Below are 16,827 nucleotides of genomic sequence, written 5' to 3' on the forward strand. Positions count from 1 at the left end.
TCGTAACATATGTGAAAGATGCTCAAAAAGCGATCATCAAGTATGTCAACGAAAAAGGTAATGTTGAGGTTGATCGTGATACTGTAAATGGTAAATCAGGTGAAGTGATTGCTTACAGCACTACTAATAAGATCAATGAACTCCATCGTAAGGGTTATGAATTGGTAAGTGACGGCTTCACGAGTGCTTCAAACAAGAACTTCGACTTTGATGCCAAAGTAGACCAAGAATTCACTGTTGTTGTACGTGAACGTATCGTACCTGTAGGACCAGAAGATCCGGATCCAACTCCAGAAACACCTTACGATCCAACAGATCCAAATACACCAAATTGGCCGAAGACTGTTGATAAGATTCAAAGTCGTCGAGTTACCGGAACACGTACAGTTACTTACTATGTGCAAGGAAATGACGGCGTAAAAGTACCAAAACCAGTACGTGAACGTGTTGTATTCGAGCGGATTGTTCTTGTTAACTTGGTAACTGGAGAAATGTCTGCGCAACGTTGGCAGTTTGTCAGTGCGACTCCAATTGCAGATAATGAGCCAAATGCACCACGAGCTCGTTCACGTCGCGCCTTAGTAGATGCGCCAGCTCCTTATGCAGAAGCAACTAGTCTAGCAAGTGCTACACCTCGGACACGTTCACGTCGTGCCTTGGCAGATGAACCTGTGACTAGTTCTGGTGATACTTACGAGTATGGAGAAGTACCTACAAAAGTTCTCTCTGGGTATTACGCAGATAAAGAAAGTATCCCATCATCAATCGTAGATGGAGATAATATTGCTGACTTAAAATACGAAGTTCATTATAAGAAACTAGGTAATATTCAATTAGTAGATCAAAATGGAAAAGTTCTGTCAGAGGTTATCTACAGCAATGATCCATCTAATCCAACAAGAGCAGCTGCGACTACCCTTCCAGCTATCCCATCGGGTTATAAGATTAAGGCTGGTCAAAACGTCTATGGTTATGATGTAGCTGCTGGAACGGTAGATCCAAATAACCCAGCAGATCCAGATGCAATTGGTCGTAACACGACTATCGTATTGGAACTTATGGCTGTACCACGTAAGGAAACAAAAGTTGTCAATGAGACAATTCACTATAAAGACGCGATTACAGGAGAAACTTTGGCACCAGATCACACTGACCAAGTTACCTTCCGTCGAGTGGTAATGGTGAATCCTGAGACAAACGAAGTATTGAGTGCGACATCTTGGGTAGCAGATAATAACGATACTACTTTTGATGCAGTGACTTCACCAGTAATCGAAGGCTACACTGCAAGTCCACTTGTCGTTGATGCAATCACTGGATTGACTGCTGATAGCAAGGATTTTGTGACAACTGTTCTTTATAGAAAGAACGCTGTTCCAACTCCAGAACCAAAACCAGAACCAAAACCAGAACCAAAACCAGAGCCAAAACCAGAGCCAAAACCAGAGCCAAAACCAGAACCAAAACCAGAACCAAAACCAGAAGTTCCTGTGGCACCACAAGCTCCAGCGCTTCCTGAAACTGGTGAAGAACAATCAGCTTCTGCTGCATTGTTAGGCGCTGCTCTTGGTTTGGTAGGACTGGCTGGTCTTGCAAGACGCAAGAAAAACGAAGACTAAACAAGTGGTAGACACTAACGATTCCCGCTAGGATCGTAAATGGTTCAGTTTTCCACAAGGAGGCCTCGCTCTAAGGAGTGGGGCCTTTTTGTTATTTCTTGAAAGCATTGAAATCACGTCTTGCAATATGATACAATAGAGGATATTTACAATAGTTAGGACAAAGATATGCTTATTTCGATTATTTCACAAGGCTTGATCTGGGCTATTTTGGGACTGGGGATTTTTATGACCTTTCGTATCTTGGATTTCCCAGATATGACTACAGAGGGCTCTTTCCCATTAGGGGGAGCCGTTGCGGTAACTCTGATCACCAAAGGGGTTCATCCTTTGCTAGCCACCCTAGCCGCCATTGGTGCGGGTTGTTTGGCTGGATTAGCAACAGGTCTTCTTTATACCAAAGGGAAGATTCCGACGCTGTTATCAGGGATTTTGGTGATGACTTCCTGTAACTCAGTCATTCTCTTTGTGATGCAACGGGCCAACCTGGGCTTGCTTGGCTACTCAAAAATCCAAGATATGATTCCTATCGCCAGTGGTGTGAACGAGATTATCATTGGGATCATCTTTGTGACCCTGGTGATTGCCGCTATGCTCTTCTTTTTAGATACCAAACTGGGGCAGGCCTATATTGCGACAGGGGACAATCCTGAGATGGCTAAAAGCTTTGGGATCCATACCAGTCGGATGGAGTTGATGGGGCTAGTGGTTTCCAATGGGATTATTGCCTTGTCAGGTGCCTTGATGGCCCAGCAAGAAGGCTATGCAGATGCTTCTCGAGGGATCGGGGTTATCGTCGTTGGTCTGGCTAGCTTGATTATCGGAGAGGTCCTTTTCTCAAAACTAACCTTAGCAGAACGTTTGCTCAGTATCGTTATTGGATCAATCATTTATCAATTCTTGATTTGGGCTGTGATTGCCATCGGTGTCAATACCAGCTACATCCGTATCTTTAGTGCTATCATCTTGGCTATCTGTCTCATGATTCCAACCTTTAAAGAGAAACTGCTGAAAGGAGTCAAACTCAGCAAATGACTGCAATTGTAGAATTAAAAAATGCCACCATCGTGGTGAATAATGGCTTGAATGAAGAAAAAGTCATTTTGGATAATGTCTCTTTGGAGATTCATGAGCATGACTTTATCACCATTCTTGGGGGCAATGGTGCTGGGAAATCAACCCTCTTCAACACCTTGGCTGGGACCCTTCCTCTGACCAGTGGTCAAGTCTTGATCAAGGGAGAGGATGTGACTCACTATGGTCCGGAAAAACGGGCCAAATACCTATCTCGTGTCTTCCAAGATCCAAAGATGGGGACAGCTCCTCGTATGACAGTGGCTGAGAATCTCCTGATTGCAAAATTCCGAGGAGAAAAGCGGGGCTTGGTTCCTCGTCGCCTTGCCCAGTACAAAGACGAGTTTAAAGAGGTTTTGAGCCAGATCGGCAATGGTTTAGAGAGGCATGTCGATACGTCGGTAGAATTCTTATCTGGTGGACAACGTCAGGCTCTGAGCTTGTTGATGGCTACCCTAAAACGGCCAGAACTCTTACTTTTGGACGAACATACAGCTGCCCTAGATCCCAAGACAAGTCAAGCCTTAATGGAGCTGACGGATCGTTTTGTCAAAACAGATCGCCTGACTGCCTTGATGATTACCCATCATATGGAGGATGCGCTTAAGTACGGGAATCGCTTGATTGTCATGAAGGATGGAAAGATTATCCAGGACTTGAATCAAGAGGAAAAGGCTAAGATGGCCTTGTCTGATTACTACCGTTTCTTTGAGTAAATTTAGAAACTAGTTTCAGTGTGTAATCGCTTGCAATACTGATATTAAAGGAGTATACTATAGATGAAGATAAGGGAGAAGGGGTTGATACCAATGCCTTATAGATTCATACATTAGGTTACTTCGTTTTAGGTTTGCCTTCGCTGACACTTGATTGTGCTTTTTATAAAAAAGCCAGAACGTCGGAAATGTTAAATCAGTTGAGACGTCAAGTAAGTCTGCTTAACTTACTAAATGACATTGAAATACGTGGAAATAGTAGTGGAAGCTTTAGATGGTTTTCGAACTTCGGTATGCTCAACTGAGTGCTTTGTAACAAAACTGAAAGAGAACTTGCAAAGAAAACCACTGGTATGTGAATCGTACCATGAAAAGAAATGAAAATCATAACTGTTGTTTTCGTTAGCCTAAATGGTTAATCGCCTCTTGTCAGTGAAGCAGACCAGACCTCTAGTCCCGTAAGACTGGAGGTCTTTTTGTCTGTCGTGGTAGAAAGTTGAGGTGAGGGCTGTGGGATTGCCATATGCACATGAATATAGCTGTCGAGATCATTTTAAAGAAAGAGCAATGGAACGATTTGGAGTCGATAACGAGCAGTTGAGACGCTGGGTCAATCAACACGTACCCTCGCTTCATCATTTTGACAGCAGTTTTGATCAACGGCCCGATACGGAAGCCTATGTAGCAGAGGACGGTGTCGTCTTTGTGTGTGATCTGAAGAATCGGGAGTTTATTACCTGCTTCCAAGCTGTCAATTTGACGGTGGATGAAGAACAGAAGGAAGTCTGTCAAGACATTCATCGTGAGAATGTGCTAGCCTATAAACATAGTCAAAGCAAGCTTCTAAATCGCTATCGCTTAAAAGAAGCCAAAGAATTGCTGGCCAATATTGATGAGCATGTCGATCGATTTTATAGCTTGTCCCAAACCCTTAAGAAGGGGGCGCTTAGCGATCGGAATTACCACCACCTTGAAGAACTGCTAAATGAGTTTCACGTCATCAAGGCGGCGATACGGGTGATTGAGAATAAGAAAAATGACTATCATACGGACTAGTGTTTCTTTTTGACAGAGTTGACAATCTAGGCTGTCGTCTTTGGTCTTAATAAAGTGAGAGTGGGACAGAAATCGGTAATTCGTTAGAATTCGATTTCGTCGTCCCACCTCCGCACAGTTGAGTAGGGCTGTAAAAGTTGATGAAATCAGCGTAGTAGAGCCCACTCAACCACTGCGTCTTGCTCGACAATCCAAAGAAAATTGAGAGGCTAGGACTTTTGTCCCAGCCTCTTTTGTTTGATCTGACTTTTGAAAAAATCGTGAAAAAATAGTATAATGTTCTAGATATGCAAGAACTTTGCAAAACTGTAATTCGACTTGGTGAGCCAAGGACCGTAAGTATGAACCATCACATAAAGGAGAAAACATGAGTAACATTAAGTTGATTACTTTAGGTGGAGTCCGTGAAAACGGGAAAAACCTCTACATAGCTGAAGTAAATGACTCTATTTTTGTTTTGGATGCTGGTCTCAAGTATCCAGAAAATGAGCAACTAGGGGTCGATGTCGTGATCCCCAACATGGACTACCTCTTTGAGAATAGCGACCGTATCGCAGGGGTCTTTTTAACGCACGGGCATGCGGATGCCATCGGAGCACTTCCTTATCTTTTAGCGGAGGCTAAAGTTCCAGTATTTGGGTCGGAGTTGACCGTCGAGTTGGCCAAGCTCTTTGTCAAGAGTAACGACAGTGTCAAGAAGTTCAATGACTTCCATGTGATCGATGCCAATTCAGAAATCGATTTTGGAGGAACCGTTGTTTCCTTCTTCCAGACAACCCACTCTATTCCAGAAAGTTTAGGAATTGTCATCAAGACTCCTGAGGGCAACATCGTCTATACAGGAGACTTCAAGTTTGACCAGACAGCGAGTGAGTTTTATGCGACAGACTTTGCTCGTTTGGCAGAGATTGGACGCGAAGGCGTGCTAGCTCTCTTGAGTGACTCTGCGAATGCTGACAGCACTGTTCAAGTGGCTAGCGAGCAAGAAGTTGGAGATGAAATCCTGGATACCATTGGGGACTGGGATGGCCGGGTCATTGTTGCTGCTGTTGCTAGTAACCTATCACGGATCCAGCAGGTCTTTGACGCAGCTGCAGAGACAGGTCGTCGGGTTGTTTTGACTGGATTTGACGTAGAAAATATCGTCCGGACAGGGATTCGGTTAAATAAGCTTTCTTTGGCCAACGAAAAATTATTGATCAAGCCAAAAGAAATGTCTCGTTTTGAGGACCATGAATTGATTATTCTTGAAACTGGACGTATGGGTGAGCCGATCAACGGACTTCGTAAGATGTCCATTGGCCGTCACCGCTATGTCGAAATCAAGGATGGTGACTTGGTTTATATCGTAACAACTCCATCTATCGCCAAAGAAGCGGTTATGGCACGTGTAGAAAACATGGTCTACCAAGCAGGAGGAGTCGTCAAACAGATTACTCAAAGCTTGCGTGTATCAGGACATGGAAATGCGCGTGATCTGCAGTTGATGATCAACTTACTGCGTCCGAACTATCTGTTCCCAATCCAAGGGGAATACCGTGAATTGGATGCCCATGCAAGGCTTGCTATGGAAGTGGGGATTTTACCTGAAAATATCTTCATTCCGAAAAAAGGCTCCATCATGGAATATGACAATGGGGACTTCGTCCCAGCTGGTAGCGTCTCTGCAGGAGATGTTCTCATCGATGGGAATGCCATTGGAGATGTTGGGAATGTCGTTCTCCGTGACCGGAAAGTCCTTTCAGAAGATGGTATCTTTATTGTGGCTATTACGGTTAACCGTCGTGAGAAACGCATCATCTCGAAGGCAAAAGTTCACACCCGTGGCTTTGTCTACGTGAAGAAGAGTCGCGATATCTTGCGCGAAAGTGCAGAAATTGTCAACCAAAGTGTGGAAGAATACTTGGCTCAGGACAGCTTCGATTGGGGTGAGCTCAAGAGTGCTGTTCGTGATAGTTTGGCTAAATACCTCTTTGACCAGACCAAACGTCGACCAGCTATCTTGCCAGTTGTCATGGAAGTACGCTAAGATTAACATAAGAGGAAAAGTCGATCGTCGGCTTTTTCTTGTCAAAGAAGAAAGAAATGGTGAGGAAAGATAGATGGCAGTAATGCAGATTGAATATTATTCAGAAGCGCTCGCAATGGAATGGGGGATCAACGTCCTCTATCCAGATGCGTCTCGGGTGAAAAATCCGGATGATCAAGATATCCCGGTCCTCTATCTCCTTCATGGGATGAATGGCAATCAGTACTCCTGGTTGAAACGGACCAATGTAGAACGGATCCTACGTTCGACCAATTTGATTGTCGTTTTGCCTAATACCAATAATGGTTGGTATACAGATACACAGTATGGTTATCCCTATTACACAGCCATCGCAGAGGAATTGCCTAAGACCTTGGCACGTTTCTTCCCCAATATGACTAAGAAGCGGGAGAAGACCTTTATTGCTGGTCTATCGATGGGGGGCTATGGCTCTTTCAAACTGGCTCTTCAAACCAATCGCTTCTCGCATGCCGCTAGCTTTTCTGGTGCTCTTAGCTTTGAGGGGCGTCAACTGGCAGACACCGACCTTGGAAGTGCAGCTTATTGGCAAGGGGTCTTTGGAAAGCTAGAAGATTGGACGACAAGTCCTTACTCCTTGGAAAGTATTGCGGAGAAGTACTCAGATAAGAAGACGGCCTTATGGGCTTGGTGCGGAGAGCAAGATGTTCTGTATGAGGCCAACAATATAGCTGTGGATCATCTGAAGTATCTCGGCTTTGATATCACATACAGCCATGGACCAGGAAAACATGAATGGTTTTATTGGGAGCGGGAGTTGGAACATTTCTTAGCAACCCTGCCGATCAATTTTGAACTAGAAGAACGACTCGATTAGGAAGCTACTCCTTGGGAGATATGCTATAATAGAGTGAAAAGTACCTGGGCTAGTTAGATGAGAAGCCCAGAATCAATGAACGATTAGGAGAAACATACGTGACTAAAGATATTCGTGTGCGTTATGCACCAAGTCCAACTGGACTACTACACATCGGAAATGCTCGTACAGCATTATTTAACTATTTGTATGCACGCCACCATGGTGGAACTTTTATCATCCGTATCGAAGATACGGACCGCAAACGTCATGTCGAAGACGGAGAGCGTTCCCAGCTTGAAAACCTGCGTTGGTTGGGCATGGACTGGGATGAAAGTCCAGAGACGCATGAAAACTACCGCCAGTCTGAACGTTTGGAACTCTATCAAACATACATCGATCAACTCTTAGCTGAAGGAAAAGCCTACAAATCTTATGTGACAGAAGAAGAGTTGGCGGCAGAACGTGAACGTCAAGAAGCAGCAGGTGAAACACCTCGCTACATCAACGAATACCTTGGGATGAGCGAAGAAGAAAAAGCAGCTTACGTTGCAGAACGTGAAGCAGCGGGCATCATCCCGACGGTTCGTTTGGCAGTGAATGAGTCTGGTATCTACAAGTGGCATGATATGGTCAAGGGCGATATCGAATTTGAAGGTGGCAATATCGGTGGTGACTGGGTCATCCAGAAGAAAGATGGCTACCCAACTTACAATTTTGCCGTTGTCATCGATGACCACGATATGCAAATCTCTCACGTTATCCGTGGAGATGACCATATTGCTAACACACCAAAACAGCTCATGGTTTATGAAGCGCTTGGATGGGAAGCACCTGAGTTTGGTCACATGACTTTGATCATCAACTCTGAAACTGGTAAGAAGTTGTCTAAACGGGACACCAACACCCTTCAATTTATCGAAGATTACCGTAAGAAGGGCTACCTTCCAGAAGCAGTCTTTAACTTTATCGCTCTGCTCGGTTGGAACCCTGGTGGGGAAGATGAGATCTTCTCTCGTGAAGAACTCATCAAGCTTTTTGATGAAAACCGCCTCAGCAAGTCTCCAGCAGCTTTCGACCAAAAGAAACTAGACTGGATGAGCAATGACTACATCAAGAATGCAGACCTTACGACCATCTTTGAAATGGCTAAACCATTCCTTGAAGAAGCAGGTCGTTTGACTGACAAGGCTGAGAAATTAGTGGAACTCTACAAACCACAAATGAAGTCGGTGGACGAAATCGTTCCATTGACAGACCTTTTCTTCTCAGACTTCCCAGAATTGACAGAAGCTGAGCGAGAAGTCATGGCTGGTGAAACGGTTCCGACTGTACTTGAAGCCTTCAAAGCAAAACTTGAAGCCATGTCAGACGATGAGTTTGTGGTAGAAAATATCTTCCCACAAATCAAAGCAGTCCAAAAGGAAACTGGTATCAAAGGGAAAAATCTCTTCATGCCAATCCGTATCGCTGTTTCAGGTGAAATGCATGGTCCAGAATTGCCAGATACCATTTACTTGCTTGGACGTGAAAAATCCATCCAACACATTGAGAAAATGTTGGAAAAAATTACAAAATAAAATATGAAATAGGGGTGATCGTGGAGAACATTTCAAGATTTGTTCAGATCCCCCCTATTTTTGTATTATTTTGTCTCCAACTTTTCCGTCAGATACGGATAATGTCAGCTAAAGGTATGGATTGACTATCTGAAATAAGGTATAATAATAACGTGGTAATAAGGCCGGTTGGAGGTTGATTTTCCAACTATTTCAGCCTATTTATACTAATTATTGATGTAAAAAATATGGTTAGATAGAAATGAGGAAAAATGGTAGCTGTAGTCGGTCGGTATTGTGTGTTTTCACATAAGAATAAGCAATATTCGCGTTATTTTCGGTTGTCACCTGATGGGCAGATCCAAGATATTGGTGGAGAAGGTCATGATAACGAGCGATATTGGGATGTTGAAAATCATCAGATTCGTTTGTTTTCCAAGGATAAGCAATTGACAGCCACCTTAGCCTGTTGTTATGAGGAGGAAGGTTATTCCTATTGGGAAGGGATGCATCAGCAGACCATTCCGCTCGAGTTGCGTCTTTATGATTTGCGATCAGATTTATTCGATTTCAAAACGAAATTCACAAGTCGTCATTTAATTGATTATGGAGCTTTAACTGTGGGACCACATACTTATGGCATTCCTTTGTTGGTTGACTTTGATCATGGTGGAAAGGTTATCATAGGGGATTATTGCTCTATTGGACAGAATGTCTACTTTGTAACCGCCAATCATGCTCTTGACCTGGTGACGACGTATCCTTTTAAGAGCTTAGAAAAATTTTATACAGATCAGTCTTTGCCGATTTCGGATGACCATGTTCTTTCTAAACCTATTCTTGTAGGGAATGATGTCTGGATTGGTAACAACGTCCAAATTATGGCGGGAGTTACAATTGGAGATGGAGCAGTAATTGCGGCTGGATCTATTGTGACAAAAGATGTAGCGCCGTATGCAATCGTTGGAGGAAATCCAGCAAAACTCATCCGCTATCGTATTGAAGATGAAGAACAACGTTTGGCAATGCAAAAGATTTCCTGGTGGGATTGGCCAGAACAAGTCGTTGCAGAACGACTAGAAAGTATGATGAGTAAGGATCTCTCTGCCTTTATTGCAGAATACCTTCCCAAATAATAAAAGTAAAAAGTAAAAATGACAGAAAAAGTTAGTGTAATTGTACCCGTATATAACGTTGAAAAATACCTTAGACAGTGTTTGGATAGCATTCTTCAGCAGACCTATCAAAATCTTGAGATCCTAATCATCAATGATGGCTCAACAGATGGAAGTGATACGATTTGTCGAGAGTATCTTGAAAAAGATGAGCGAATAACCTATCATGTTAAGGAAAATTTCGGTGTTTTTGATACCAGAGTGATAGGACTGCAAGAAGCATCTGGTGCCTATGTGACCTTTGTTGATTCAGATGATTGGATAGAGAAAACCTATATTGAAGAACTGTATGATAAACTAATAACTTATCATGCAGATATAGTGGCCGCTAATTATTATCTCTTTAATGATGCAGAGAGCCTTTTTTATTTCTTTATGGGGGAGCAGGATTATTATGAGCGCCTCTACACCCCTGTACAGCTGATTGATGGACTTTATGAAACAAAGTTTAATAAGAGTTTTGCGCTCCTCTCTGCTTGGGGGAAACTTTACAAACGTTCCTTGTTTGATGAGTTACGATTTTCAGAGGATCGAATAGGAGAGGATCGTTTCTTGAGCCTCAAGGCTTTTTTGAGCAGTGAGAGAGTGGTTTATCTGAATAAGGGTTTATATGCTTATCGAGAACGTACTGGTAGTCTCTCTCATACATGGACTGGGGAGTGGATGCCTGCCTTGGTTTTTGCGATGGAGGAAAAATTGGCACTTTTAGCCAACCGGGGATATCCTCTTGAAAAAACGATCAATCTTTATCAAATGATGTTAAAAGTATGTTTGGCAAATAGTCGATTTCATGGTTTAGAGAATAGTGAGGCTTATCGACAAATGACGGAAAAATACCAAGCCTTGAGTTTGATACCACAACCGCATCGTGGAGAAAAACGGGCTATTGTTTTGGCTGCCAATTATCCTTATCTAGATCAGGTTTTGGCAACGATGAAATCAGTCCTTTACCACCATCGGAATATCCGCTTTTACCTCATCAATGGTGATTTTCCACAGGAGTGGTTTACGGGGATGAATCGTCATCTTGTTCGTTTTGATAGTGACATTGTAAATTGTCGTGTCACGAGTTCGCAGATCCAACAGTACAAGACAGATATATCTTATACCGTTTTCTTGAGGTACTTTATTTCGGATTTTGTTAAAGAAGAGCGCGTGATTTACATGGATTGTGATATGGTAGTGACGGGGCCACTTGATGATCTATTTACAATGGATCTAAAGGGATATCCTGTCGCAGCAGTCCGAGATTATGGGGGACGTGTCTTTTACCACCGAGAAATCTTCAATGCAGGCTTTTTAGTGATTGACAATGCTTATTGGAGAGCCAAACAAATGAGTCAATACCTGATTGAAATGACGAATGAATGGCACGATCGAGTGGATCAGGCAGATCAATCTATTTTAAATATGGTATTTGAAAACAATTGGTATGAACTGCCATTTGATCTGAATCATGTTGTGCTGCACAATCATTTTACAGATTATCAAATTCCAGAAGGTCAAGAGTTTCCAAAGGTTCTCCATTATTTATCTCATAGGAAACCATGGTTTCCGCTAGCGGCACAGACCTATCGAGATGTTTGGTGGTTTTATGCGCAATTGGATTGGTCTGAAGTTTCTAATAATGTTGATTTATTTCCGCTGCGTGAAGTAGATCTCTACCCAGAAGGTCGTCTGCTTACTTGCTTGGTTTATACGAGTGTAGCTGAGATTCCTCATTTGGAAGATATGATTCAACGCTTACCGAATGTTTGCTTTAAGATTGCTGCGCGTGTTCTAGTATCCGACGAGCTTGCACGCCTGCTCGTCTACCCAAATGTAACTGTATACTCAGGAATTAATAACATGCCTAACCTAGATGCAGAGTTAGTTACCTTGAGTGATGTATTACTGGATATCAATCCTGGCGAAAAGACAATAGAAATCTTAGATCGTTTTCAGTTGGAAGATAAGCCAATCTTGGCTTTTGAAGAAGTGAAATCGACAGAGCATTATCAACAGGTATTCCCAATGGAAGATTGGCAAGGATTGGTTGATGCGATTTGTAATATGAGAAAGGTACGAGAATAAATGAAAGAATTTCAATTGGATGGTAAATTTCAACAGATTTCAATTGATCCTACAGCTCATGTCGAACTGGGGCAGGATGTTACCTTGCGTTCTTTTGTTTGCCTAGAGGTGGGAAATGGAGCAACCCTGAAACTCGGAAATCGCGTTTTCTTTAATATTAACTGTTCCATTCATTGTGGATATCATATTGAAATTGGTAAGGATACCATGTTTGGAGATGGCGTTCGTATTTTCGATAGTAATCATCAATATTCCAACTACCACGTAGAAAAAATCGCTTTTAATTACGGAAAGATCTCGATCGGAAAAAATTGTTGGATTGGTGCCAATGTTGTGATTCTTAAGGGAGTCACGATCGGTGACAATGTTATTATTGGTGCAGGAGCAGTCATTCATAAAGATATTCCAAGTAACTCCATTGTTGTAAGTAAAGAGGAACTCATCATAAAAGAGCGTCCTCAATTAGAGCATCATGTCTTTACTCTGACAGCTTCAGACACTCTGGAAAATCTGACTTATTTGGTAGAAAATCTTCCAGAAGTTTCGTTTCATATTGCAGCCAAGACCAATGTTTCAAATCGCTTAGAAGCCTTTAAAAAGTATGACAATGTAACGTTATACACAAACGTCCACCATGATGATATTATAGAGGATTTATTGGATCAATCAGAAATCTACCTGGATATTAATCATTGGGATCAGGTGGATTCTATTGTAGATCGGGCATTTGAAAAGGGAAAACCAGTCTTTGCTTTTGATAATGTAGCTCACAGGGCAGAGTTGGGTGGTAGTATATTTTCTCATCAGTATCCTGAAATGATGGTGGAAGAAATTAAATCTTATCTGGCCACATTGGCTGATTAGACTTGTGGAGAGAGAAAGAACGTTATCAGAGTACAACTGGAACTTGCTTGGAGGAGAGATGATTTACACTTTTAATCTGATGGTGGAATTAGAGCCTAACGGTGTCGATGTTGCCCAGGCTTACCGTGGACAAATCTTTAGGAAACTGGGGTGCCCAGCACGCTTTGTCTTTACGCAAGTTCCTCCTAGATATAAATGGGATTACTATTTGTCTTTAGGATATGCTGAAGATGAAATCATTTTAGTACATATGCTACTGACAGATCAGCGTGATATGACCTTGACAATGAGTGTGGAGAAAATGAAGCAAGGTTTGAATCTTCAATCCACTCCAATTGAACGAAATCAAGAGTTAATATTTCCGGAAGAGAATGGGATTTCGCTTGTCTTTCATCGAAATACTCTTAAGTCAAACTATGTTGATTATGTCGATTATTATGTAGCTGGTCATCTTCTTAGGAGGGAACATTACGGGAGTGTAAAGCTTTATACAGAATATTTTACAGCTGTTCCCACTGATGCGGGCTTAGAAGCAAGAGTCTTTCGCCGCCTTTTTTATAATTTGGATGGTTCCGTAGCTTTGGAGGAAATCAAAAAAACACCAGGTGATCTGATGAAGTCGGTCTATCGGCAGGGAGATCATTGGTTTTATAATGAGTCGGAGCTTTTGAGCCAAGCGATCAGCACCTTACAGTTCTCTGCAAAAGACCATATTATTGTGGATCGTTTAGAGCGTCTTCCCTTTACACAGACTCTTTTAAAAATGAAGGGAGAAGCAACCTTATCGTGTGTCCTTCATTCGATACACCATTGGGGCGACTGTATCAATTCAGAATATTTTCTTCTTTTTCAGTATGCTAACTATTTCGATCATATCATTGTATCTACGGAAGCTCAAAAGGAAGAATTAGAACGGGATCTGTCGACGGATAAGTCTGTATCGGTCTTGCCTGTCGGTGGACTTGAAGGCTTGCAATATGCTGATAATCGCAAACCTTATAGCTTGATGATTGCGGCCCGGTTTGTGCGAAGAAAGAGATTGGACCTAGCGATCGATGCGGTAGTAGCCTTGCATAAAAAAATTCCAGAGGTTACATTGGACATTTATGGTCAAGGTATGCTTTGGCAAGAAATAGAAGAAAAAATTAAGCAGTTAAATGCTCAAAGTTATATTCATCTCAAGGGGCACCAAGACCTTCAAACTCGTTTTAAGGAGTATGAACTTTATTTAGCCACTTCCGAGTGGGAAACATTTGGCTTAACCTTGTTAGAGGCGATAGGATCTGGTCTTGTCATGGTGGGGACAGATGTCCCTTATGGGAATCCCACTTTTATAAAAAATGATCAAAATGGTTTTCTCATTCCGTTTGTAGATCGATCACATGAAGAAGTGGTTGCTGACTTGAATGGAGCTATGCAGAAGGCTTTCAAGCACTTGAATAGACTAAGAGAAGGTTCTTATGAATTGGCGAAACACTACATGACAGATCAAATGATGGGACAATGGAGAGATTTTTTGGTGAAATAGGGGAAGAATAGCGATGTATTATCTAGTCAATGAATGGACCTTAGACGACGAGAGATTGAGGAAGGACTTAGAACAAATTGGCCTATCAATCCAATCTCTACAGTTAGAAAATGTTCTGGATTCTATTTTTTCCAATCAGAAAGTGGACTCACCTCTGCATATGACCAGTCTTCCGCTACCCCCGTTTTGGGAAGTGTATGTGAATGGGGATGTTGTTGCTGATGGAGTGAAGAGGGGAAAGATAGACTGTTTTCAGGATCGCCCTCAAAGGGTTAAAAAAGTAGATTGGTATGATCCAGATGGTCATTGCTCTGCGAGTGACCACTATGATCGATCTGGTAGCCTCTTTCTGAAAGAAGTTTGGAGTGCAAATGAACGCCATTTCTCTATTTATACGAATGATAGAATGGGGAAACTCTATCTATTCCATCAACACGATCGTGCGATCTACCAAGCGATCGATGGGTTAGAACAGGGGTTTTCCTCTATAGAAGACGCGAAAAAGGCCCTTCTTCAAGAAGCTCTTTTGCAGGCTGAAACAGTCTTCTTGTCTGATCCAGAATTGTTGAAGGCCTTACCCAAACTTGAGAAGGAACAGATTATCTTCTATGGTCGGTCAACTCTTTCTGAAGCAGAACTTGCTCCTCTGGTGGACAAGGGTGTAAAAGTGTTCGTTCGTGAGCCTAACATTGATATGGCGCCTCATTCGCTAGTATTTTTCCCGACCTATTTGGGAGATTTGAGGGAATTTCAGCCACAGGTTCTTATTTTGACAAATACACAAGAGATCGAACAGATTGAAGTTCTTGTGACCGCTCTTCCTCATTTTCAGTTTCATATTGCAGCCTTGACAGAAATGGGGGAACGATTAGTGCGTCTCAATGATTACCCAAATGTTTACCTTTATCCAGGGATTTCAGATGATAATTATGAGTGGTTATTAGATAAATGCCGTATCTACCTAGATATCGCTTATGCAGATGAAATTTTAGACGGAAATCGAATGGCTCTTGAAAAAGGAATGGTTTTATATGCCTTTGAAGAAACCTGTCACCGACCAAATGTCTATACAAAAGATCACTTGTTTCAAAAAGATTCCGTTACAGACTTGCTCGATGAACTATCTCAGCTGGAAGATCCTAAAAGATATCAATCAGCCTATGATAAGCAAAAGATGCATCCGACGCTAGCAACAAAAGAAGAGTTAAAGAGGATGGTTCAAATGACAGAAAATAAAGAAGGGAAACTATGACGAAAGTACATATTACAAATCTATATGGTATGGCAGGCGATAGCACTGTAATCTTAGCTCAGAATGCTGTGACAGAAATTGCACGTTCAATGGGTTTTCGTGAAATCGGAATCTATTTTTACAATATCACGACAGATAGTCCAGGGGAACGAAGCAAGCGTCTGGATGGGATCATGGCTAGTATCTCATTTGGAGATATTGTTATCTTTCAATCACCAACTTGGAATGGTTGGGAATTTGATGCGGAATTTGTAGCGAAGATGAAGGATCTGAGGGTCAAATTAGTGGTGTTCATCCATGACGTTGTCCCACTGATGTTCCGAGATAATGCCTACCTCATGCCAGTTTATATGGATATGTTCAACCAAGCAGATGTTATTATTGCGCCATCACAGCAGATGGTAGATTGTCTGCGTAAAGAAGGGCTAACGGTGAAAAAAGTCTTGATTCAAGAATTTTGGGATCATCCTCATAACCTCAATTTGAACCAACCAGTATTTAAAAAAGAGATTTTCTTTGCAGGATCTTTGACACGTTTTCCAGAGTTGCAAAATTGGGTTTATGAAACCCCTTTGCGAGTTTTTGCGAATGAGCCAAAGAGCAATCCAGAAGCCAATTTGGTGATTGAAGGATGGAAGCGCAATGAAGAACTCCTGATGGAACTCTCAAGGGGAGGTTTTGGCCTTGTCTGGAATACCCAGTACAACGATGGGGAGAATGTTGACTACTATGAAATGAATATTTCACATAAGCTCAGCACCTATCTTGCAGCAGGAATTCCTGTGATTGTACCCAACACCTTATCAAATAGTCATCTGATAGAAGAGCGTGGTTTAGGCTTTGCTGTGAACAGTTTGGCAGAGGCTGATCAATTGGTTCAAAATATGGATCCGAAAATGTATCAAGAGATCAGTAGTAGGGCTCAAAGCTTTGCTTTCCTCCTTAAAGAGGGCTATATCACTAAGAAGTTGTTAGTCGATTCAATCTTTTGCCTGGCCTGCAAGTGATGAATTTCTTTCACATCGCACTCTCTGCTAAAATATAAAA

General features: G+C 42.1%; 13 protein-coding genes. All 13 read left to right on the forward strand.

Annotation, left to right across the window (positions count from 1 at the left end; genetic code table 11):
* The coding region (locus HMPREF9421_RS02845) for a mucin-binding protein (RefSeq protein WP_006595483.1) at positions 1-1,619 on the forward strand (1,619 nt) is incomplete at its 5' end.
* Between the two features lie 168 nt (positions 1,620-1,787).
* Positions 1,788-2,654: an ABC transporter permease gene (locus tag HMPREF9421_RS02850; RefSeq protein WP_006595484.1), complete on the forward strand. Its 867-nt coding sequence runs from the start codon at positions 1,788-1,790 to the stop codon at positions 2,652-2,654.
* Positions 2,651-3,409 (forward strand): ABC transporter ATP-binding protein, encoded by a 759-nt coding sequence (locus tag HMPREF9421_RS02855; protein ID WP_006595485.1) that lies wholly within the window; start codon positions 2,651-2,653, stop codon positions 3,407-3,409. Before HMPREF9421_RS02850 ends, HMPREF9421_RS02855 begins: the two co-directional genes overlap by 4 nt.
* Before the next feature lie 567 nt (positions 3,410-3,976).
* Complete coding sequence (locus tag HMPREF9421_RS02860) at positions 3,977-4,465, forward strand: hypothetical protein (protein WP_006595486.1); 489 nt, start codon at positions 3,977-3,979, stop codon at positions 4,463-4,465.
* 367 nt (positions 4,466-4,832) lie between these two features.
* Positions 4,833-6,494: a ribonuclease J gene (locus HMPREF9421_RS02865; RefSeq protein ID WP_006595487.1), complete on the forward strand. Its 1,662-nt coding sequence runs from the start codon at positions 4,833-4,835 to the stop codon at positions 6,492-6,494.
* A 73-nt stretch (positions 6,495-6,567) separates the two neighbouring features.
* A complete protein-coding gene (locus HMPREF9421_RS02870; protein ID WP_006595488.1) occupies positions 6,568-7,350 on the forward strand; it encodes an alpha/beta hydrolase in 783 nt (260 codons plus the stop codon).
* Positions 7,351-7,448: 98 nt separating this feature from the next.
* On the forward strand, positions 7,449-8,909 hold the full coding sequence (gene gltX, locus HMPREF9421_RS02875) for a glutamate--tRNA ligase (protein WP_006595489.1): 1,461 nt from the start codon (positions 7,449-7,451) through the stop codon (positions 8,907-8,909).
* A 251-nt stretch (positions 8,910-9,160) separates the two neighbouring features.
* The gene (locus HMPREF9421_RS02880; RefSeq protein ID WP_006595490.1) at positions 9,161-10,024 is read left to right on the forward strand and encodes a CatB-related O-acetyltransferase; all 864 of its coding nucleotides are present in this window, start codon (positions 9,161-9,163) and stop codon (positions 10,022-10,024) included.
* Positions 10,025-10,042: 18 nt separating this feature from the next.
* Entirely contained in the window at positions 10,043-12,136 is a 2,094-nt protein-coding gene (locus HMPREF9421_RS02885; protein ID WP_006595491.1) for a glycosyltransferase, read from the forward strand.
* On the forward strand, positions 12,137-13,000 hold the full coding sequence (locus HMPREF9421_RS02890; RefSeq protein WP_006595492.1) for an acyltransferase: 864 nt from the start codon (positions 12,137-12,139) through the stop codon (positions 12,998-13,000).
* Positions 13,001-13,058: 58 nt separating this feature from the next.
* Entirely contained in the window at positions 13,059-14,528 is a 1,470-nt protein-coding gene (locus HMPREF9421_RS02895) for a glycosyltransferase (RefSeq protein WP_006597094.1), read from the forward strand.
* 13 nt (positions 14,529-14,541) lie between these two features.
* Positions 14,542-15,780 (forward strand): glycosyltransferase family protein, encoded by a 1,239-nt coding sequence (locus tag HMPREF9421_RS02900; RefSeq protein ID WP_006595494.1) that lies wholly within the window; start codon positions 14,542-14,544, stop codon positions 15,778-15,780.
* Positions 15,777-16,787, forward strand: a complete 1,011-nt coding sequence (locus tag HMPREF9421_RS02905; protein WP_006595495.1) for a sugar transferase — start codon at positions 15,777-15,779, stop codon at positions 16,785-16,787. Before HMPREF9421_RS02900 ends, HMPREF9421_RS02905 begins: the two co-directional genes overlap by 4 nt.
* Positions 16,788-16,827: the final 40 nt, after the last annotated feature.

The sequence above is a fragment of the Streptococcus australis ATCC 700641 genome (assembly GCF_000186465.1).
Lineage (GTDB): Bacteria > Bacillota > Bacilli > Lactobacillales > Streptococcaceae > Streptococcus > Streptococcus australis.